Origin of the sequence: Enterobacter cloacae complex sp. ECL352 (assembly GCF_020149545.1) — a bacterium.
Lineage (GTDB): Bacteria > Pseudomonadota > Gammaproteobacteria > Enterobacterales > Enterobacteriaceae > Enterobacter > Enterobacter asburiae_B.
Genome location: NZ_CP083709.1, coordinates 3,416,130 through 3,436,382, shown reverse-complemented (window position 1 = coordinate 3,436,382; position 20,253 = coordinate 3,416,130). Strand labels below are relative to the sequence as shown.

At 57.7% G+C, this 20,253-nt stretch carries 22 protein-coding genes; 15 read left to right on the top strand and 7 right to left on the bottom strand.

Going from position 1 to position 20,253, the window contains the following annotated elements:
* Positions 1-42: 42 nt before the first annotated feature.
* Positions 43-606, bottom strand: a complete 564-nt coding sequence (gene fimA / locus LBF07_RS16675) for a type 1 fimbrial major subunit FimA (protein ID WP_023310641.1) — start codon at positions 604-606, stop codon at positions 43-45.
* Positions 607-916: 310 nt separating this feature from the next.
* Between fimA and folD the strand changes: the two genes are divergently transcribed.
* The 5 genes from folD (at position 917) to LBF07_RS16650 (ending at position 5,436) form a co-directional block, all read left to right on the top strand.
* The gene (gene folD / locus LBF07_RS16670; RefSeq protein ID WP_008499332.1) at positions 917-1,783 is read left to right on the top strand and encodes a bifunctional methylenetetrahydrofolate dehydrogenase/methenyltetrahydrofolate cyclohydrolase FolD; all 867 of its coding nucleotides are present in this window, start codon (positions 917-919) and stop codon (positions 1,781-1,783) included.
* A gap of 1 nt (position 1,784) precedes the next feature.
* Positions 1,785-1,997: a ribosome-associated protein YbcJ gene (gene ybcJ, locus LBF07_RS16665; protein ID WP_023334767.1), complete on the top strand. Its 213-nt coding sequence runs from the start codon at positions 1,785-1,787 to the stop codon at positions 1,995-1,997.
* 234 nt (positions 1,998-2,231) lie between these two features.
* Complete coding sequence (locus LBF07_RS16660) at positions 2,232-3,731, top strand: PTS transporter subunit EIIC (RefSeq protein ID WP_029741054.1); 1,500 nt, start codon at positions 2,232-2,234, stop codon at positions 3,729-3,731.
* 86 nt (positions 3,732-3,817) lie between these two features.
* Positions 3,818-4,834 carry a Mal regulon transcriptional regulator MalI gene (malI, locus tag LBF07_RS16655; protein ID WP_023310638.1) on the top strand — a complete coding sequence of 339 codons (1,017 nt, stop codon included), beginning with the start codon at positions 3,818-3,820 and terminating at the stop codon, positions 4,832-4,834.
* Positions 4,835-4,908: 74 nt separating this feature from the next.
* Positions 4,909-5,436 (top strand): metal-dependent hydrolase, encoded by a 528-nt coding sequence (locus tag LBF07_RS16650; RefSeq protein ID WP_094934733.1) that lies wholly within the window; start codon positions 4,909-4,911, stop codon positions 5,434-5,436.
* Positions 5,437-5,525: 89 nt separating this feature from the next.
* On the opposite strand, the gene cysS is transcribed toward LBF07_RS16650, so the two are convergent.
* Positions 5,526-6,911, bottom strand: a complete 1,386-nt coding sequence (gene cysS, locus LBF07_RS16645) for a cysteine--tRNA ligase (RefSeq protein ID WP_029741052.1) — start codon at positions 6,909-6,911, stop codon at positions 5,526-5,528.
* 174 nt (positions 6,912-7,085) lie between these two features.
* On the opposite strand from cysS, the gene ppiB reads away from it, so the two are divergent.
* The 7 genes from ppiB to mnmH all read left to right on the top strand — a co-directional run bounded on the left by ppiB (position 7,086) and on the right by mnmH (position 11,797).
* Positions 7,086-7,580: a peptidylprolyl isomerase B gene (ppiB, locus tag LBF07_RS16640; RefSeq protein WP_023310635.1), complete on the top strand. Its 495-nt coding sequence runs from the start codon at positions 7,086-7,088 to the stop codon at positions 7,578-7,580.
* Positions 7,581-7,583: 3 nt separating this feature from the next.
* The gene (gene lpxH / locus LBF07_RS16635; protein ID WP_094934734.1) at positions 7,584-8,306 is read left to right on the top strand and encodes a UDP-2,3-diacylglucosamine diphosphatase; all 723 of its coding nucleotides are present in this window, start codon (positions 7,584-7,586) and stop codon (positions 8,304-8,306) included.
* Between the two features lie 137 nt (positions 8,307-8,443).
* Positions 8,444-8,653 carry a YdgH/BhsA/McbA-like domain containing protein gene (locus LBF07_RS16630; RefSeq protein WP_023310633.1) on the top strand — a complete coding sequence of 70 codons (210 nt, stop codon included), beginning with the start codon at positions 8,444-8,446 and terminating at the stop codon, positions 8,651-8,653.
* Positions 8,654-8,721: 68 nt separating this feature from the next.
* Positions 8,722-8,907: a hypothetical protein gene (locus tag LBF07_RS16625; protein WP_029741050.1), complete on the top strand. Its 186-nt coding sequence runs from the start codon at positions 8,722-8,724 to the stop codon at positions 8,905-8,907.
* A 161-nt stretch (positions 8,908-9,068) separates the two neighbouring features.
* Positions 9,069-9,578 (top strand): 5-(carboxyamino)imidazole ribonucleotide mutase, encoded by a 510-nt coding sequence (gene purE / locus LBF07_RS16620; RefSeq protein WP_023310631.1) that lies wholly within the window; start codon positions 9,069-9,071, stop codon positions 9,576-9,578.
* Positions 9,575-10,642, top strand: coding sequence for a 5-(carboxyamino)imidazole ribonucleotide synthase (gene purK / locus LBF07_RS16615; RefSeq protein ID WP_032661448.1), 1,068 nt, complete (start codon positions 9,575-9,577; stop codon positions 10,640-10,642). Before purE ends, purK begins: the two co-directional genes overlap by 4 nt.
* Positions 10,643-10,726: 84 nt before the next feature.
* Complete coding sequence (mnmH, locus tag LBF07_RS16610; protein ID WP_094934735.1) at positions 10,727-11,797, top strand: tRNA 2-selenouridine(34) synthase MnmH; 1,071 nt, start codon at positions 10,727-10,729, stop codon at positions 11,795-11,797.
* A gap of 123 nt (positions 11,798-11,920) precedes the next feature.
* On the opposite strand, the gene LBF07_RS16605 is transcribed toward mnmH, so the two are convergent.
* The 3 genes from LBF07_RS16605 to ybbA all read right to left on the bottom strand — a co-directional run bounded on the left by LBF07_RS16605 (position 11,921) and on the right by ybbA (position 16,347).
* Positions 11,921-13,066, bottom strand: coding sequence for a porin (locus LBF07_RS16605; protein ID WP_094934736.1), 1,146 nt, complete (start codon positions 13,064-13,066; stop codon positions 11,921-11,923).
* 183 nt (positions 13,067-13,249) lie between these two features.
* Complete coding sequence (gene ybbP / locus LBF07_RS16600; RefSeq protein ID WP_094934737.1) at positions 13,250-15,664, bottom strand: putative ABC transporter permease subunit YbbP; 2,415 nt, start codon at positions 15,662-15,664, stop codon at positions 13,250-13,252.
* A complete protein-coding gene (gene ybbA, locus LBF07_RS16595) occupies positions 15,661-16,347 on the bottom strand; it encodes a putative ABC transporter ATP-binding protein YbbA (protein WP_094934779.1) in 687 nt (228 codons plus the stop codon). Before ybbA ends, ybbP begins: the two co-directional genes overlap by 4 nt.
* Between ybbA and tesA the strand changes: the two genes are divergently transcribed.
* Genes tesA through LBF07_RS16580 form a run of 3 tightly spaced genes read left to right on the top strand, consistent with a single transcriptional unit; the run spans position 16,318 to position 18,653 of the window.
* Positions 16,318-16,941 carry a multifunctional acyl-CoA thioesterase I/protease I/lysophospholipase L1 gene (tesA, locus tag LBF07_RS16590; protein WP_094934780.1) on the top strand — a complete coding sequence of 208 codons (624 nt, stop codon included), beginning with the start codon at positions 16,318-16,320 and terminating at the stop codon, positions 16,939-16,941. The genes ybbA and tesA overlap by 30 nt on opposite strands.
* A gap of 28 nt (positions 16,942-16,969) precedes the next feature.
* Positions 16,970-17,740 carry an SDR family oxidoreductase gene (locus LBF07_RS16585; protein ID WP_014882827.1) on the top strand — a complete coding sequence of 257 codons (771 nt, stop codon included), beginning with the start codon at positions 16,970-16,972 and terminating at the stop codon, positions 17,738-17,740.
* Positions 17,741-17,798: 58 nt separating this feature from the next.
* Positions 17,799-18,653 (top strand): co-chaperone YbbN, encoded by an 855-nt coding sequence (locus LBF07_RS16580; protein WP_094934738.1) that lies wholly within the window; start codon positions 17,799-17,801, stop codon positions 18,651-18,653.
* Between the two features lie 49 nt (positions 18,654-18,702).
* Here the strand turns inward: LBF07_RS16580 and fetB are convergent, their stop codons facing one another.
* Together fetB and fetA are read right to left on the bottom strand one after the other, a co-directional pair.
* Positions 18,703-19,443, bottom strand: coding sequence for an iron export ABC transporter permease subunit FetB (fetB, locus tag LBF07_RS16575; RefSeq protein ID WP_198922155.1), 741 nt, complete (start codon positions 19,441-19,443; stop codon positions 18,703-18,705).
* A 34-nt stretch (positions 19,444-19,477) separates the two neighbouring features.
* A complete protein-coding gene (gene fetA, locus LBF07_RS16570; protein WP_094934739.1) occupies positions 19,478-20,149 on the bottom strand; it encodes an iron ABC transporter ATP-binding protein FetA in 672 nt (223 codons plus the stop codon).
* Positions 20,150-20,253: the final 104 nt, after the last annotated feature.

Below are 20,253 nucleotides of genomic sequence, written 5' to 3'. Positions count from 1 at the left end.
CGGGCCTCGTCCGTGAGGCCTGAACATCCCTGTGCGGAGGAATTACTCGTATTTCATTACGAAGGTGGCGTCAGCGTTTGCTTGGCCTGGCTCAGTGGTGGCAGCCGTTGATTTGTAACGTGCGGTGAACTTCAGGGTGTTGGTCCCTTCGATCAGCGTCTGCGCAGCAGAGAAGGTCGCGCCGTCTGGGGTCAGAACGCTGGATTTGCTGTCGAGGATCTCGATACCCACGCCTTTCGCGGTGTTGTCGTTGTTACCGGAGGTCACGGCCAGAAGGGTTTTGTCGGTTGGGTCGATCTGACCGGTGAACGCAACAGCGGCAGTTTTGGCAACCAGCGGATCGCAATCATTCAGTTCAATGTTGAATGGAATATTAGAGGTGGTGTCGCCCACTTTGGTAAATTTCGCGGTACGATACTGACCCAGATTAACGGTCTGCTCGGAAGAATCAGTATTTACTGAACAAGCCGCATTAACCAGCTCACCTTTAAAATGTACGGTACCGCCATTTACGGAAACCGGCGCAGCAGGATCTGCTGCATTTGCGGCACCTGCAACCAGGGCCAAAGTAGCAATAACAGTAGAAGCAATGTTGCTGAGTTTCATGTCTATTCCTTTAAAATGTAAATAACCCTTCCCGCGAATAATCGGGAATAAGAAATACGTTCAATTGATTAATTGAAAGCTTATTTCGGAGGAGACAAAGTAGCTCAGGACGCGTTTTTTAAATATGTCAAAACGCTGCTATTTCGCCAGGTCACATCCTAATCCCGCCTAAGAAATTGACCATCCCTTAAGAAGGGTTTTTGCGTCTCACTGATAAAAACGCGTAAAGGGTGACTGACAGCGACGCTCGCTTCTGACAAAATACACGCCATCCCCCCTTTCAAACGTTACAGACGGAATCTTCTCTCTGATGGCAGCAAAGATTATTGACGGTAAAACGATTGCGCAGCAGGTGCGCTCTGAGGTCGCGGAAAAAGTGAAGGCGCGTAAAGCTGCCGGAAAACGCGCCCCCGGGCTGGCCGTTGTGCTGGTTGGCAGCAACCCGGCATCGCAGATTTATGTCGGCAGCAAGCGCAAAGCGTGTGAAGAGGTGGGCTTCGTCTCCCGCTCTTACGATTTGCCGGAAACCACCAGCGAAGCAGAGCTGCTGGAACTTATTGACACCCTGAATGCCGATAAAGAGATCGACGGTATTCTGGTTCAGCTGCCGCTGCCGGCGGGTATCGACAACGTGAAGGTGCTGGAGCGTATCGCGCCGGATAAAGACGTGGACGGTTTCCATCCGTACAACGTTGGCCGCCTGTGCCAGCGCGCGCCGCGTCTGCGCCCGTGCACGCCGCGCGGCATTGTGACGCTGCTGGAGCGCTATAACATCGACACCTACGGTCTGAACGCCGTGGTTATCGGTGCGTCCAACATCGTGGGCCGCCCGATGAGCATGGAGCTGCTGCTGGCGGGCTGCACCACCACCGTGACCCACCGCTTCACCAAAAACCTGCGTCACCACGTCGAAAACGCCGATCTGCTGATCGTCGCGGTCGGCAAGCCGGGCTTTATTCCGGGCGAGTGGATCAAAGAGGGCGCGATTGTCGTGGACGTCGGGATTAACCGTCTGGAAAACGGCAAAGTGGTCGGCGACGTGGTGTACGAAGATGCCGCCGCGCGCGCGTCTTACATCACCCCCGTACCGGGCGGCGTAGGCCCGATGACCGTAGCAACGCTGATTCAGAACACGCTGCAGGCGTGCGAAGAATATCACGACGTAGAGGACGCGTAAGATGGCGACTTTTTCATTAGGTAAACACCCGCACGTTGAGCTGTGCGATCTGCTGAAGCTGGAAGGCTGGAGCGAAAGCGGCGCGCAGGCGAAAATCGTTATCGCCGACGGGCTGGTAAAAGTCGACGGCGTGGTAGAAACGCGCAAGCGCTGCAAGATTGTCGCGGGTCAGACCGTGAGCTTTGAAGGACAGAGCGTAACCGTTACGGCCTGAGCCGTTTTATGCCCTCACCCTAACCCTCTCCCACAGGGAGAGGGGATATAAAATCCCCTCACAACCATCGCGGTTATTTATCGATCAACTTCAAATAATCACTATTTCATCTGTTGAAACGTGAGAATTCAGTTGCGCGTTTTTCACTCTTTGCCCACGATAAGTAGAACGTTCTACTAAAACGTTCTACTTACAATAACAGCGCCAAGAAAGCGCTACTCGGGGGAAATCAGCATGAGTCTGATATCAGGGTTTGTTAAATCGCTGTCTAAGTTATCGATGATTGGTCGCGCCTTAATGCTGCCAATTTCACTGCTTCCCGCTGCGGGCCTGCTGCTGGCCTTCGGCGATAAGTTCCATCTGCCGCTGATGATGAACGCGGGCGGGGTTATTTTTGATAACCTGCCGATGCTGTTTGCCATTGGCTCCGCCGTGGGTCTGGCGTCAGAATCTGGCATCGCGGCGCTGTCTGCGGCGGTGTCGGTGTTTGTCACGAATATCACCATCAGCACCGTGCTGAGCATCACGCCGGAAATGGCCTCCCAGGGTGGGAAATACGCCATGGTGGTCGGCATCCCGACGCTGCAGATGGGCGTCTTCGGCGGCCTGATCTGCGGTATTCTCGCGGCCTGGTGCTATAACCGCTTCCACACCATGCAGCTGCCGGAGTTCCTGGGCTTCTTCTCCGGCAAGCGCTTCGTGGCCATTGCAACGGCGTTTCTGTCGTTCCTGATGGGGCTGCTGCTGCCGTACGTATGGCAGCATATCCAGGCCGGTATCGACGCGCTCTCCGTGGTGGTGAACGGCGATAATCAGGCGGCATCGACCTTTATCTTCGGTCTGGTAGAGCGCGCGCTGATCCCGCTCGGCCTGCACCACATCTGGTATCCGTCCTTCTGGTACTCGTTCGGGGATTACACCACTCAGGCAGGACAGGTGATCCACGGCGACCAGACCATCTGGTTCAAGATGCTGGAAGAAGGTGTGAAGTCCTTCAGCAGCGATACCTACCAGAATGCCGGTAAATTCATGCAGGGCGAATTCCCGCTGATGCTGTTCGCGCTGCCCGCCGCGTGCCTGGCGATGTATCACGAAGCCCATACGAAGAATAAGAAAATCGCGGCCGGTATTCTGTTCTCTGCGGCGCTGACCTGCTTCCTGACGGGGATCACTGAACCGGTAGAGTTTACCTTTATCTTCGTGGCGCCGATCCTGTACGTCTTTAACGCCATCATGGCGGGCCTGGCCTACATGACCATGTATCTACTGCATGCGCATATCGCCAAGTCGTTCTCAGCGGGCTTTATCGACTATCTGTCATTCGGGATCCTGCCGTCCTTTAACGGCTACAAGACCAACTTCCTGAATGCGATTATCATCGGCATTCCAATGGGCCTGATTTATTACTTCACGTTCCGCTTTGTGATCCGTCGTTTCGACGTGAAAACGCCGGGCCGCACTGAAGTGACCGCCAACGCGGATGATAAGTCTGATTCAGAACTCGCGACCGAGATCATCACCCTGCTGGGCGGGGCGCACAACATCGACTCCGTCGGCGCCTGTATCACCCGCCTTCGCCTGGAAGTGGCAAAAAGCGAGGTGGTCGATAAGGACGGCCTGAACGGACTCGGCGCGCGCGGCGTGGTCTTCGTCGGCGATAACGGTATTCAGGTGATTTTCGGTGCCAGAGCACAGTTTATCGCCCAGACCATGTCCACCATGATCGGCAAATAATAAGATGCCTGAACGACGCGTCTCCTGTAGTCTGGGAGACGCATTGTCGTATCTGACTGATAATCGGTGAATTTCAGGGAGCGGTTTTGAAGAAAGTCAGCATTATTGATGTCGCAAAGCACGCGGGCGTATCGGTCTCAACCGTCTCGCTGGTTTTGCGCCAGAAAGGGAAAATCTCAGAGGCAACGATCGAGAAGGTCAACGCTGCCATCAATACGCTGGGCTATGTTCATAACGTTGCCGCTGCCAATCTCCGCGCCAATACGTCCAATCTGATTGGCCTGATCCTCCGCGACTTTAGCGACAGTTTCTCCATCAAGGTGATGGCGAGCATCGTCCAGGATCTTGAAAAACAGGGGTATATGGTTTTTCTCGGCCAGCCCCAGAACGACCATGACCATCTTGAGCGCTGCCTGCTGTCGTTTAAGCAGCAGGGCGTCGCCGGGGTTATCTATCTGGCCTCGGATACCCGCACCTCCACCCTGCCGGAGCAGATTCGCCGCTGCCCGCTGCCGCTGGTGGTGGTTTCTCAGTCGCTGCTGGATGAAAAATGCAATCTGGTGATGCGCGATAACCGTCAGGCGGCAAATCTGGCGGTGCGTTATCTTATCGAGCGCGGCCATCGCAATATCGCCTACATTGGCGGACGTGAAGGCTGCCTTATCCGCGAGCAGCGCCTGCTCGGTTTTCGCAGCGCGATGACGCAGAACGGGCTGGTCTGGCGCGATGAATACTCTCCGGCCTGCAGCGATGACACCCTGGCAGCGGGTTTCGCCACCCGCCAGCTGCTGGAAAAAAACAACACCATCACCGCCCTGCTCTGCCACTCGCCGGATGCCATGATCGGCTCCATCTCCGGTATTCATCAGGTTGGACGAACGGTGGGTAAAGATGTGTTTTTGACGCAGCAGGTCGCGCTGGTCGGTTTCGAAGATATGCTCCACGTTAACCTCACCTCGCCGTCCTTTACCTACGTGTCGTCCGCCAGCGAAGAGACCGGGCGTCAGGCTGCCGGGCTGATTATTCGTACGCTGAAGGAGCCGACGCTGCAAACCCAGCGCATTACGCTTTCCGGACAGCTTATCGCGCGCGAGTCGGCGTAAAAATAAGAATTTGACGCGGGTCTGCCGGCGCGGGATTACTGCTATATTTCCATGATTTGCCATGGATAATCGCAATGCCTACCGTTATTACACACGCTGCTGTTCCGCTTTGTCTGGGCTTAGGCCTGGGAACCAAAGTGATTCCTCCCCGCCTGCTGTTTGCCGGGATTGTCCTCGCCATGCTGCCGGATGCCGACGTGCTGGCGTTCAAGTTCGGCGTCGCGTACGGCAATGTTTTCGGCCATCGCGGCTTTACCCACTCCCTGCTGTTCGCCTTTGTGGTGCCGATACTCTGCGTGCTGACTGGACGACGGTGGTTCCGGGCCAGCCTGATGCGGTGCTGGCTGTTTTTGACCGCGTCATTGCTTTCGCACAGCCTGCTGGATTCGATTACCACGGGCGGGAAAGGCGTCGGCTGGCTGTGGCCGTGGTCAGATGAACGCTTCTTTGCGCCGTGGCAGGTGATTAAGGTCGCGCCGTTTGCGCTGTCGCGCTACACCACGCCGTACGGGCATCAGGTGATCGTGTCGGAGCTGCTGTGGGTGTGGCTGCCGGGAGTCGTGCTGATGGGGTTGCTGTGGTGGAGAAAACGTGGGCGCTGATGCCCTCACCCCGGCCCTCTCCCACGGGGAGAGGGAGAAAACCTAATAATTCCCTCTCCCTTTGGGAGAGGGTTAGGGTGAGGGGAAAATTACTTACGGCGCCAGGTGGTGCCCTGCGGGCCATCTTCCAGAATGATGCCCATCTCGGTCAGACGATTACGCGCCGCATCTGCCGCCGCCCAGTCTTTTGCCTGACGCGCTTCCAGACGCGCTTTGATCAACGCTTCAATTTCCGCCACTTCACCGTCGTCCGCCTGCGCACCGCTCTGCAGGAACGCGTCCGGATCCTGCTCCAGCAGGCCGAGCACGGAGGAGAGCTTACGCAGATGGGACGCCAGCGCATTCGCCGCGGCCATATCTTCTGACTTCAGGCGGTTCACTTCGCGCGCCATGTCGAACAGCACGGAGTACGCTTCCGGGGTGTTGAAGTCGTCGTTCATCACCTCAACAAAGCGGGCTTCGAACGCTTCGCCGCCTGCAGCAGGAACAGACCTGTCGGTTCCGCGCAGCGCGGTATACAGGCGCTCCAGCGCCGAGCGCGCCTGTTTCAGGTTCTCTTCGCTGTAGTTCAGCTGGCTGCGATAGTGGCCGGACATCAGGAAGTAGCGCACGGTTTCCGCGTCGTAATACTTCAGCACGTCGCGCACGGTGAAGAAGTTACCCAGCGATTTAGACATCTTCTCGCGGTCAACCATTACCATGCCGGAGTGCATCCAGTAGTTCACGTACTCGCCGCCGTGGGCGCAGGTAGACTGCGCGATTTCGTTTTCGTGGTGCGGGAACATCAGGTCTGAACCGCCGCCGTGGATATCGAAGTGCTTGCCCAGCTGCTTGCAGTTCATCGCGGAACATTCAATGTGCCAGCCCGGACGGCCTTCGCCCCACGGTGATGGCCAGCTTGGCTCGCCCTCTTTGGACATTTTCCACAGCACGAAGTCCATCGGGTTACGCTTCACGTCAACCACGTCAACGCGCGCGCCGGCCTGGAGCTGGTCCAGATCCTGACGGGAAAGCGAACCGTAGGTTGGGTCCGTCGGCACCGAGAACATCACGTCACCGTTGTCCGCAACGTAGGCATGACCGCGTGCGATCAGCTTTTCGGTGATCTCAATGATTTCGTGAATATGGTGGGTCGCGCGCGGCTCGCTGTCCGGGCGCTGAATATTCAGGGCGTCGAAATCTTTGTGCATTTCGACGATCATGCGATCGACCAGCGCAACGAAGCTTTCGCCGTTTTCATTAGCGCGCTTGATGATTTTGTCGTCGATGTCGGTGATATTACGCACGTATTTCAGGGTGTAGCCCAGAAAACGCAGGTAGCGTGACACCACGTCAAAAGCGACAAAGGTACGGCCATGGCCAATGTGACAGAGATCGTAAACCGTAATACCACACACGTACATGCCGACTTCCCCGGCATGGATAGGTTTAAATTCCTCTTTCTGGCGCGTCATTGTATTAAAGATTTTTAACATCGAAGATTCCATGTAAACACGTGTGTGGTTGAAAACCGGCTATTCTACCCGTAATTCAAACCCGAAGCAGCACACAATGCAAGGTGATCGCATCCTGTGGTTATGCTATAACAAGCCCCTATAGATGACCCGAACGCGGGTCGACGTACCACAATAACGGAACAGGATGCAAAAATGGTTACTTTCCACACTAATCATGGCGATATCGTAATCAAAACCTTTGATGACAAAGCGCCTGAAACAGTTAAAAACTTCCTGGACTACTGCCGCGAAGGTTTCTACAACAACACCATTTTCCACCGCGTGATCAACGGTTTTATGATCCAGGGCGGCGGTTTCGAACCTGGCATGAACCAGAAAGAGACCAAAGAAGCGATCAAAAACGAAGCGAACAACGGTCTGAAAAATACCCGCGGTACGCTGGCAATGGCCCGTACTCAGGCGCCACACTCTGCCACCGCGCAGTTCTTCATCAACGTGGCGGACAACGACTTCCTGAACTTCTCCGGCGAAAGCCTGCAGGGTTGGGGCTACTGCGTATTCGCAGAAGTGGTTGAAGGTATGGACGTGGTTGACAAGATCAAAGCCGTCGCTACTGGCCGCAGCGGTATGCACCAGGACGTTCCTAAAGAAGACGTTGTGATTACAAGCGTGACCGTCAGCGAGTAATTCGTGGCGACACTCTTTATTGCGGATCTGCATCTGCAAACAGAAGAACCGGCGATAACCGCCGGTTTTCTGCGTTTTTTACGCGGTGAAGCGAAAAGCGCCGATGCGCTGTACATCCTGGGCGACCTCTTTGAAGCCTGGATTGGCGACGACGACCCTAACCCGCTGCACCGTGAAATGGCCGCCGCCATTCACGCGCTCGTGGATTCCGGCGTTCCCTGCTACTTCATTCACGGCAACCGTGATTTCCTGATCGGCAAGCACTACGCCCGCGAAAGCGGCATGACGCTGCTGCCGGAAGAGCAGGTGCTCGACCTCTATGGCCGCAGGGTTCTGATCATGCACGGCGACACGCTCTGCACCGACGATACCGGCTACCTGGCGTTTCGCGCCAAAGTCCACACCCCATGGATCCAAAAGGTGTTCCTTGCGCTGCCGCTGTTTATCCGTAACCGCATAGCTGCCAGAATGCGCGCGGGCAGTAAAGCCGCCAACAGCAGCAAATGCATGACCATCATGGACGTGAACCCGCAGGCCGTGGCGAGCGTGATGGAAAAGCATGGCGTTCAGTGGTTGATCCACGGTCATACGCACCGTCCTGACGTCCATTCCCTTATCGCCAACGGCGAACCGGCCCATCGCGTGGTGTTGGGTGCCTGGCACACCGAAGGCTCCATGGTCAAAGTCACGCCAGAGGGCGTGGAGCTGATCGCCTTTCCGTTTTAACCCCTCGCACCATCATTCTATTTTTTTGAACAATATCGGCAAATTGTTTCGATTTTAATCAGCCCGTGGTCGGCCTATTATTTATCACATCAGGGCAACACGCCCTATCCCAGATAAAATACTTAAGGAATACGACCATGAAATCTATCAAAACTTTCGTTGCAGTTGCCGCTCTTTCCCTGGTTTCTTTCGGTTCTTTCGCTCAAAGCGTGAGCGCAACCGCCTCTACCCTTGACCGCGCAGAAGCGAAAATTGCCGCGCAGGCCGCCGAGCAGAATGCCTCTTATAAAATCACGAGCGCGAAGGTCAACAACCGCGTGTACATGACCGCAGAACTGACTAAATAAAAACCCTGATTGCCGTGCCGCCAGCGAAGACGTGCGACAGCGACAATACGATGAGGAAGGAACAGAGAATGAAAAACATCAGCATCGTAAGTACCCTGCTGCTGGCAGTCGTGGTGTCCACTGGCGCACAGGCCGCGGAGAATCGCTTCTCCGTGCCAAAATCGGGCTCGAATGCCGACACCAGCATGGTGAATCATATCGATGTCAGCCGCGCGTTCGACAACGAGAACCTGTCCGCAGGGGATCTTCAGTAACATCACATAAAAGACCGCCATCGTGCGGTCTTTTATGTTATCGCTTTCTCGCCATAACTGCTCGCCTTTTAACCGCGCAACCGTTTTCCTTGCCCGTATAACATGCTATTCTCTGTGCCCTCGAAAGCAGTGTGTTTCGCACCACAGGAGTTTTAAGACGCATGTCTTCCCGCAATAATCCGGCGCGTGTCGCCATCGTGATGGGGTCCAAAAGCGACTGGGCTACCATGCAGTTCGCCGCCGAAATCTTTGAAATCCTGAATGTTCCACACCACGTTGAAGTGGTCTCCGCGCACCGTACACCGGACAAACTGTTCAGCTTCGCCGAAAGCGCCGAAGAGAACGGTTATGAGGTGATCGTTGCCGGTGCGGGCGGCGCAGCACATCTGCCAGGCATGATTGCCGCCAAAACCCTGGTGCCGGTACTGGGCGTTCCGGTCCAAAGCGCCGCGTTAAGCGGTGTAGATAGCCTCTACTCCATCGTCCAGATGCCGCGCGGTATTCCTGTCGGCACGCTGGCGATTGGTAAAGCGGGTGCGGCGAACGCAGCCCTGCTGGCGGCGCAAATTCTTGCGACGCACGATAAAGCATTACACCAGCGTCTGGCGGAGTGGCGTAAAGCCCAGACCGACGAGGTGCTGGACAATCCGGACCCGCGGGGTGCGGCATGAAGCAGGTTTGCGTCCTCGGTAACGGCCAGCTAGGCCGCATGCTGCGTCAGGCCGGTGAGCCGCTGGGTATTGCCGTCTGGCCCGTCGGGCTGGACGCCGAACCGGAAGCCGTACCGTTCCACCAGAGCGTGATCACCGCCGAGATCGAACGCTGGCCGGAAACGGCTCTGACCCGCGAGCTGGCGCGTCATAACGCCTTCGTTAACCGCGACGTGTTCCCGATCATCGCCGACCGTCTGACGCAAAAGCAGCTGTTCGACAAGCTCGGTCTGCCGACCGCGCCGTGGCAGCTCCTGTCCGATAAAAGCGAGTGGAATGACGTTTTCGCGATGCTGGGCGAGCTGGCAATCGTGAAGCGCCGCGTGGGCGGTTACGACGGCCGCGGCCAGTGGCGCCTGCGTGCAGATGAAACGGCAGAACTGCCGGACGACTGCTACGGCGAGTGCATCGTTGAGCAGGGCATCAACTTCAGCGGTGAAGTGTCGCTGGTTGGCGCGCGCGGGCACGACGGGCATACCGTCTTTTATCCGCTGACGCATAACCTGCATCAGGACGGCATTCTGCGCACCAGCGTCGCCTTCCCGCACGCCAATGCTGACCAGCAGGCGCAGGCGGAAGATATGCTCTCTGCCATCATGCACGAACTCGGTTATGTCGGCGTCATGGCGATGGAGTGCTTTATCACCCCGTCCGGTCTGCTGATCAACGAACTTGCACCGCGCGTGCACAACAGCGGCCACTGGACGCAAAACGGCGCGTCCATCAGCCAGTTCGAGCTGCACCTGCGTGCAATCACCGACCTGCCGCTGCCGCAGCCCGTGGTGAACAGCCCGTCGGTGATGATCAACCTGATCGGCACCGATCTGAACTACGACTGGCTGAAGCTGCCGCTCGTGCATCTGCACTGGTATGACAAAGAGGTTCGCGCGGGTCGTAAGGTCGGTCACCTGAACCTGAACGACAGCGACACGGGCCGCCTGAGCGCCACCCTGGAAGCAATGATCCCGCTCCTGCCGCCGGAATATGCGAGCGGTATTGTCTGGGCACAGTCTAAGCTCAAGTAAGACATCTGCGCCGGGGAGTTGATCTTCCCCTTCCCCGGCGTACAATCCCCGCCCATTGCTGCTGAGTTTTCTTCTGGAATAACCATGAACGATGGAACGGACTATCGCGCGATCCTCGCGTCTGATACCCCTTTAATCGACGTTCGCGCGCCGATCGAATTTGCCCAGGGCGCGATGCCTGCGGCGATCAACCTGCCCTTAATGAACGACAACGAGCGCGCCGCCGTCGGTACCTGCTATAAACGCCAGGGCCCCGAGGCCGCGCTGGCGCTCGGCCATCAGCTGGTAAGCGGCGAGACGCGTGAGGCACGCATCAACGCCTGGCGGGAAGCCAGCCTTGCCCATCCTGAGGGCTATCTCTGCTGCGCGCGCGGCGGCCAGCGCTCGCATATCTCTCAGGCCTGGCTGAAAGAGGCGGGCGTTGACTACCCGCTGATCCGCGGCGGCTACAAAGCCCTGCGTCAGACGGCGATTCAGGTGACTATCGAGCAGTCGCAAAAGCCGATGGTGCTTATTGGCGGCTGCACCGGAAACGGCAAAACCCTGCTGGTGAAGCAGCACGCGCAGGGTATCGATCTGGAAGGGCTGGCGCACCATCGCGGTTCGTCGTTTGGCCGCACGCTCACGCCGCAGCTTTCCCAGGCCAGCTTTGAAAACCACCTTGCGGTTGAGCTCCTGAAAAAAGACGCCGCGCGCTGGGTGCTGGAAGACGAGGGCCGGATGATTGGCTCCAACCACCTGCCGGAGTGCCTGCGCGACCGCATGGCTGAAGCCCCTATCGTTGTCGTCGAAGACCCGTTTGACGTCCGCCTTGAGCGCCTGCGCGAAGAGTATTTCGACCACATGTGGGCGGACTTTTCTGCCGCATACGGCGAGGAAGCGGGCTGGAAAGAATACAGCGAGTATCTGCACCACGGCCTGTTCGCCATTCGCCGCCGTCTGGGGCTGCAGCGGTATGCAGAATTCACCGCGCTGTTAGATTCCGCGCTGCTGGAACAGCAACGCTCTGGCAGCACAGAGGCGCACTTTAGCTGGCTTGCGCCGCTGCTGAAGGACTATTACGACCCGATGTACGGCTATCAGCTGGAGAAAAAAGCGGAGAAGATTGTGTATCGCGGGACGTACGAAGAGGTCGCTGAGTGGCTTAATCGCTAAAACAAAGCCGGGTGGCGAGGTAAAAGCAAAACGGCAACCTGGGTTGCCGTTTTTAATGTTCATTCCCTCTCCCCGTGGGAGAGGGTCAGGGTGAGGGCATCAGGCCGCACCCAACAAGACGACTTAGAAGTCGTAACGCAGACGCACCAGGTTCATGTCGCCCAGGTTGTCGGTGCTGGAGGTGAACGCGTGTTCGTAATCCACGCGGAAACCGTAATCCAGCTGGAAGCTGATACCCACGCCGTTGTCGATGCGCTGGTAGTTACGGCCGTTCACGTACTCAATACGGTCGCCCATGAAGTAAGGCTGGATGGATTTAACCGCGTACTGGCCGACCGGGAACTTGTAGCCCGCAAAGTATTCAATACCCCATGCATCACCCGCAAAGTAGTCGTTAACCGACACTTTTTTGGTGGTCATGAAGTTCTGGTACCAGCCGCCGCCTGCGGAGAAGGTCCAGTTGTCCGGGGTCCAGCTCAGCGCGGTACCGAGAATGTTCTGGTCGTAGGTTTTGCTGTCGCCGTTGTCCGGGTTACGCATGTCCGCGCGGGTGTAGTTCCACGCCGCGCCCCAGGTCAGGTCGGTAGTCAGGTGGTAATCCAGACCCAGCGAGCCGCCGCCTTTACGCTTGTAGCGCAGGCCGTTGCCCGGCAGGTATTCGCTGTCTTCAAACAGGTAAGATGCGTAGATGTCGGCATCGCCCACGGTTTTCTTATATTTCAGCATCTGGCGTGAACGGTAAGAACCGTCGTAATCGCCGTTGATCCCGTTACCTGGCGCCTGACCGATCATGTCGTAGTCCCAGATATCGGTTTTCGCGCCCACCACATCATAGTAAACGCTGTTCTGTTGACCGAAGGTCAGCGTACCCCAGGTATCGCTCTTCAGACCGGTGTAGAGCATACGACGCGTGGTGTCGTGTGCGCCGTCGGCGTAGTGGTGATCCCAGTTAAACTGCGCAGGAATATTGACACCCAGCTCGTAGTAGCTGATCCAGCTGATGTCATCAAACAGGTAGTAATCAGCCGCGAAACGGAAACGGGTGCCGCCGTCAAAGCCGTTACGCTTGTAGCTGTTTTTACCGTCGTCGCCGGTCATGTTCTGGAACTGAGGACGAATACTGCCGCCAACGGTAAAGTTCAGGCGGCTCAGCGGGTTACCCGCCTGAGGCTCCTGCTTAAGAACGGTGATTTCCGCCTGAGAAGCGAAGGTAGTCAATGCCACTGCCGCGCCGATCGTTGCCGCCAGCGCTGATTTTTTTATAGTCATTATTTTTCCTTAATAGACACGCTGCTAAATATTTAGCGGGTGAATATTAACTGGAAATAATCGGGCCGTGTGGTCGGGTTTTTAATGTTTTGTGCTACTAAATGAGTGGGTATTATCACTTTGTGCTATTTAAACGCTGCGCACCGGCATTAAAACCCGGCGCGCAACTATCACGGCTCTAAATCAACTCGCAAACTGACGGAACAGGGCTTTCCCCATTAACAGCCGCGTGCCGAGCCAGCCTCCGCAAAGAGAAAGCAGCACCGCGCCGCTGAGAGGCAGGATCAACCAGAGGCGCCAGTCAGGCTCCCACGGGAAGTCGAAGACCTTTGTCTGCAGCACCGCCAGCGCCGTTTCCGCGCCAATGGCCGCTACCAGACCCGCCACCAGCCCCAGCAGCGCAAACTCGCTCCAGAGCGTCATCCGCAGCAGCCGCTTTCCAGCCCCCAGCGTGCGGTAGACCACCAGCTCCTGATGGCGCTGGCGCATGCCCACCTGCACCTGGGCCAGCAGCAACAGCACGCCGCAGATCGTCACCAGCACCACCATCACCTCCAGCGCGCGGCTCACCTGCTCCAGAACCTGCCCCACCTGCTTCAGGATCGCGCCAATATCCAGCAGGCTGACCGTCGGAAACTCCCGGTTGAGCTGGGTCAGCATGCCGTTGCCGTTTTCCCAGCGGAAGCTGGTCAGCCAGCTCTGCGGCTGCCCGTCCAGCGCGCCCGGCGGGAAGATAAAGAAGAAGTTTGGCCGCAGGCTTTCCCAGTCCACTTTACGCAGGCTGGTGACTTTCGCGGTAAAATCCTGGGTATCGCCGGTAAAGGTGACGCTGTCCCCCAGCTTCACGTTCAGGCGCGTCGCCAGCCCCTCCTCCATCGACACTTCCCCCGCTTTTGGCGGCCAAGTGCCGGCGGTTATTGGGTTGTGGTCAGGGCGTTTCTCCTGCCAGGTCAGGTTCAGCTCGCGATTCAGCGACTCGTCCTTGTTTCCGTCCGCTGGCTGGCCGTTGATCTGCGTCAGACGCGCGCGCACGATGGGATAGAACGACTCAGGGATAATGTGATGCTCCGCCAGGAAGCCCTTCAGCGGCGTGACCTGCTCAGGGGCAATGTTGATCAGGAAATAGTTCGGGCTTTCCGGGGGAAGCTGCTGCTGCCAGCGATCGAGCAGATCGCCGCGCAGCACTAACAGCAGCGCCAGCAGCATAAACGACAGCGAAAACGCCGACAGCTGGCTGAGCGTTGACCACGGCTGATGCAGCAGGCGGTTGACCGCCAGGCGCACGGGCAGGGATTTCACCGTGAGCCGCTTCAGGACGTTGAGCAGTATCCAGCCCAGCACGCCGCACAGCAGCGCCAGCACAACCGCGCCGGCCAGAACCGCCCACAGCAGCGTGCTGCCCCCCATCAGCCACGCCAGCAGCCCCACCGCCACGGCAATAATCACCGGAAGGTAGAACTTCAGCGGCCAGACGTTCGCCACCACATCGTTGCGAAGCACGCGCAGCGGCTGCGTCGCGAGCAGCAGGCGGTACGGGCGTAGCCCCACCAGCAGCGAAATCACCGTCATCGCGCCGATTGCCCACAGCCACGGCCAGAGGCTGGCCGGCGGCAAGGCGGCCGGGAGCACCGGCTTCAGCATCACCATCAGCAGTTTTTCAAACAGCAGCCCGATTATTCCGCCGGTCAGCGCGGAGAGGACCAGCAGCATCAGCCACTGGCCGACAATCAGCTTGCGCAGCTGCGCCCTGCACGCCCCCAAGGTTTTGAGGATCGCCACCAGGTCGTAACGGCTGCGGCAGTAATGCCCCATCGCCACGGCAACCGCCGCCACCGCCAGCAGCAGGGTCAACAGTGCCGAAAGCAGCAGGAACTGCTGAGAACGTTCAAGAGATTTACCCAGCGCCCCTTCGTCCTGCTCCAGCCCGTACCAGCGGTGCTCTGGCTTGAGCTGCGGCAGAAGCCATTTTTCGTACGCCTCAAGCTGGGCAGGCGTGCCGCCAAACTTATAGCGCCAGGTGACGCGGCTGCCCGGCTGTACAGCATGGGTTGCCGCGACATCCGCGGTGTTCATCAGCAGGCGCGGCGCGAGCTGGAAGGGGTTAAAGCCGGAATCGGGCTCCTGCACCACTTCCCCGGCAATGTTGAGGGTGGCGTCGCCGACGTCGATGCTATCGCCGGGTTTCAGGTTCAGAAGCGCCATCAGACGTGATGCCAGCAGCACCGTACCGGGCTTTGGCTTCAGCCCTGACGGGTTGGTCTGCAGTTCGCCGTACATCGGGTAGATATCATCGACGGCTTTAACGCTGGCGAGCTGCGGCGTGTCGCCCGCAAAGGTCATGGTCTGGAAGCTTATCTGCTCCCCCACCTTCAGCCCTTGTTTACGCGCTTCGTCAATCCAGCCCGACGGCACCGGGCGGGAGCTTTGCAGCGCCCGGTCACCCGCCATAAACTCCCGGCTCTGCTGGCTGAGCCCTTTTTCCATGCGGTCGCTGACGCTGCCGAGCGCCAGCACGCAGGCCACCGCCAGGCTTAGCGCCAGCCAGACGATAAGCAGCGAGGGCGAGCGCCACTCGCGCCAGAACCAGCGGGTAATCATGCCTCCTCCTGAAGAATACCGTTCACCAGCCGCAGGCGGCGGTCGCAGCGGGCGGCGAGCTGAGGATCGTGGGTCACGAGGATCAGCGTGGTGCCGTGCTCGCAGTTGAGCGAAAACAGCAGGTCGGCAATCCGGTCACCGGTTTTACGGTCAAGGTTACCGGTGGGCTCATCGGCAAACAGGACTTCGGGACGACCGTTAAACGCCCGCGCCAGCGCCACGCGCTGCTGCTCGCCGCCGGAAAGCTGTGCGGGAAGGTGGTCGAGACGCTTGCCCAGACCGAGCTGCTCCAGCAGCGCCTTCGCGTGCGCCCGGCTTTCACGGCTGTTTTCACCGCGCAACAGCGCCGGGAGTTCGACGTTTTCCAGCGCGTTCAGGGTTGGGATCAGCATAAAGGACTGGAAGACAAAACCAACGTGACGCGCGCGCAGCGCGGCCCGCGCCTCTTCATCAAGCTGATGCAGCGGTTGCCCGACCAGGTGGACCTCGCCGCTGCTGCCGTCGTCCAGACCGGCCAAAATCGCCAGCAGCGTGGACTTGCCGGAGCCGGATTCGCCAATCAGCGCGATGGTTTCAGCGCGTTTGACAACGAGTTCAACTCCAGTAAGGATGGAAAGCTCGTGTTCCCCCTGACCGACGGACTTCTTAAGATGATGAACTTCAACACTGTTTTCCGCTGGCATTTGCCCTTCCTGTTTTTGATTCTGATGACCTTCCGCGCGGCGGCAGCGGACACGTTACTGGTTCTCGGCGACAGCCTGAGCGCAGGCTATCGCATGGCGGCCAGCGCGGCCTGGCCCGCTCTGCTCAACGACAAATGGCAGAGCAAGACGTCGGTAATCAACGCCAGCACCAGCGGCGATACCTCGCAGCAGGGCCTGTCGCGCCTGCCTGCGCTGCTCAAACAGCATCAGCCGCGCTGGGTGCTGGTGGAGCTTGGCGGTAACGATGGATTGCGCGGTTTCCAGCCTCAGCAAACCGAGCAAACGCTGCGCACCATTTTGCAGGACATTAAGGCGGCAAACGCCCAGCCGCTGCTGATGCAAATTCGCCTGCCCGCCAACTACGGTCGTCGGTATAATGAAGCCTTTAGCGCGATCTACCCTAAGCTTGCCAAAGAGTTTGATATTCCGCTGCTGCCATTTTTCATGGAAGAGGTCTATCTCAAACCCCAGTGGATGCAAGATGACGGGATCCACCCCAATCGCGATGCTCAGCCGTTTATTGCCGACTGGATGGCAACGCGGCTGGCTCCTTTAGTTAAACATGACTCCTGATTAAGCGGAGATCCTGACAGGTAAAGTTATGCAAAAATCGGTCTTAATTACAGGATGTTCCAGTGGAATCGGCCTGGAAAGCGCGCTCGAACTGAAGCGCCAGGGGTTTCGGGTGCTGGCGGCGTGTCGCAAACCCGACGATGTCGAACGCATGAACGGGCTGGGCTTTACCGGCGTGCTGCTGGATATGGACTCGCCGGAGAGCGTTGAACGCGCCGCCGATGAAGTGATCGCGCTGACCGACAATCGTCTGTACGGGCTCTTTAACAATGCCGGCTACGGCGTGTATGGTCCGCTGGATACGCTCTCCCGCGAAACGCTGGAGAAACAGTTTTCGACCAACTTCTTCGGCGTGCATCAGCTCACCATGCGCCTGCTCCCCGCGATGCTGCCGCACGGTGAAGGGCGCATCGTGATGACATCGTCAGTGATGGGGCTGATTTCCACCCCGGGCCGCGGCGCCTACGCCGCCAGCAAATATGCGCTGGAGGCCTGGTCCGACGCCCTGCGCATGGAGCTGCGCCACAGCGGCATCAAGGTCAGCCTGATTGAGCCCGGCCCGATCCGCACCCGCTTTACCGAAAACGTGAACCAGACCCAGGCGGATAAGCCGGTCGAGAACCCCGGCATTGCCGCACGTTTTACCCTCGGGCCAGAGGCGGTGGTGGCCAAAGTGCGCCATGCTTTTGAGAGCGAACATCCTAAAATGCGCTATCCGGTGACGCTGGTCACCCATGCCGTAGGCTGGTTAAAACGCCTGCTGCCGGGCCGGATGATGGACAAAATTTTGCACGGTTGAGTTGAAGCGACGACGCTCATCCCCATGTAAAGAACAAACCGACAAAAGAGAAAGCCGCATGTCCGTACAGAATATCGTCAATATTACAGAAGCTAACCTGCAACAGACCCTTGAACAGTCGATGACCAAACCGGTCCTGTTCTACTTCTGGTCTGAACGCAGCCAACACTGCCTGCAGCTGACGCCGGTGCTGGAAAGCCTTGCCGCCCAGTACAACGGTCAGTTCATTCTCGCTAAGCTGGACTGTGACGCCGAGCCGATGGTGGCGTCTCAGTTTGGTCTGCGCGCCATCCCAACCGTCTATCTGTTCCAGAACGGCCAGCCCGTTGACGGTTTCCAGGGGCCGCAGCCGGAAGAGACTATCCGCGCCCTGCTGGATAAAGTGCTGCCGCGTGAAGAAGAGCTGAAAGCGCAGGAAGGCATAGCGCTGATGCAGGAAGGTAAATACGACGAGGCGCTGCCGCTGCTCAAAGAGGCGTGGCAGCTGTCGAATCAGAACAGCCAGATTGGCCTGCTGCTGGCGGAAACGCAAATCGCCCTGCACCGTTCAGAAGACGCGGAAGCCGTACTCAAGACGGTTCCGCTGCAGGATCAGGACACCCGCTATCAGGGTCTGGTCGCGCAGATTGAGCTGCTGAAACAGGCCGCGGACACCCCGGAAATTCAGCAGCTGCAGCAGCAGGTTGCCGACAACCCGGCCGATGCCGCGCTGGCAAGCCAGCTGGCGCTGCAGCTGCACCAGGTGGGGCGTAACGAAGAGGCGCTGGAGCTGCTGTTCAGCCACCTGCAAAAAGACCTGGCAGCAGCAGACGGTCAGGCGCGCAAGATGTTCCAGGAAATTCTGGCCGCGCTGGGCACCGGAGACGCGCTGGCGTCGAAGTATCGTCGTCAGCTGTACGCGTTGCTCTACTAACAAAAAAATGCCCGGTGGCGCTAACGCTTACCGGGCCTACAAAACAGGCTTAACCCGTTTTCTTTAATTGCGTTACCACCAGCTGGTGGCGCGTGTTGTAGAACTTCCGATAGGTCAGGTAGCAGGCAATGATGGTTGACAGGCTTGCCGTGGAGAGCAGCATAAACGTCACCATGATCTGATACTTAATCGCTTTGACCGGATCGATACCGGCAAAAATCAGCCCCGACATCATGCCCGGCAGGCTCACCAGCCCCACCGTTTTGGCTGAATCGACCGTTGGGATCAGCGATGAGCGAATGCTCTCACGGATCAGCCGCGCCGAGGCCACTTTAGGCGTCGCTCCCAGGCTTAATTTCTCCTGCAGCTGCTGCTGTTCACTGCTGAAGCGCTGGCCGAGATTGTTATAACAGAGCCCAACGGCCACCATGGCGTTCCCCGCAATCATCCCGGAGATAGGGATAACCTGCATCGGCGTAAAGGCAATCGAGCCGGAGAGCACCAGCACCGCCAGCGTGAGCGCCGTCCCGGTGGTAATGGCGATAAACGACGAGATAAAGGCCTTATCTATGTATTTACTGCGTTTTTTTGCATTCCACGCCGCGTTGAAACAGATAAAGAGCACCATCAGCAGCGTCAGCACCGCGTGGTTGACGTTGAAAATATACTTCAGCACATAGCCGACGATGATGAGCTGAACCACCGCGCGGCAGATACTCCACACAATATCTTTTTCCAGCCCCAGCTTTTCCCGGTAGCTGACTACAATCGCAATCAGCACCAGCACCATCGAAAACGCCAGTGATTCATTGGTAATGTTATGCTCACCCACGGTTAGCCTCCTGCATTTTCCCGCCGTGCGGCTGAAGCGTAATCACGTCATCAGCATGGGTTATTTCATTAGCGTCGTGCGTCACCCACAGCACGGCAATGTTCTGCTCCCGGGCGTAGCGATGGATAATCTCGTTAACGTTGCGCTTGTTGACGTCATCGAGCGCGCTGGTAATTTCGTCCAGCAAAAGCACCTTCGGTAAAAACTGCAGGTTGCGGATCAGCGAGACGCGCTGCTTTTCTCCGCCCGACAGCGCGGTGATGGATTTGGTTAACGTCTCCTGCGCCAGGCCAAAGTGGGCCAGATCGCTGATAAACTTTTCCGGCTCCGGCGTTTTATTGCGGATTTGCCACGGGAAAATCAGGTTGTCATAAACCGTATCGCCAAACAGCGCGGGGGTTTGCACGCAGTAGGAGACCTGCTGGCGATAGTTTTCCGGGGACAGGGTTGAGATATCCTGTCCTTCAAACAGAATGGTGCCCTCCGTCGGGCTGAGGAGTGAGGCCACAATTTTCAGCAGCGTGCTTTTACCGCAGCCTGAAGGGCCCGTGATTAATTTAAACTCGCCCGGCGACAGGCTAAACCCGACGTGCTGAAGAATAATGTTTTCTCCAACACGAAATCCGATATCCCTGAGATGTAATAGTTCTTTTTTATCGTTCATTACGCTTCCGTTAACCGCTTCGTGTAATAACCGCCTGTAGCATAATCCTTTCGTGCGCACAGAGCGAATAGCCTCACGCTAAAGCAAGTGTTAAACTTTTTGTT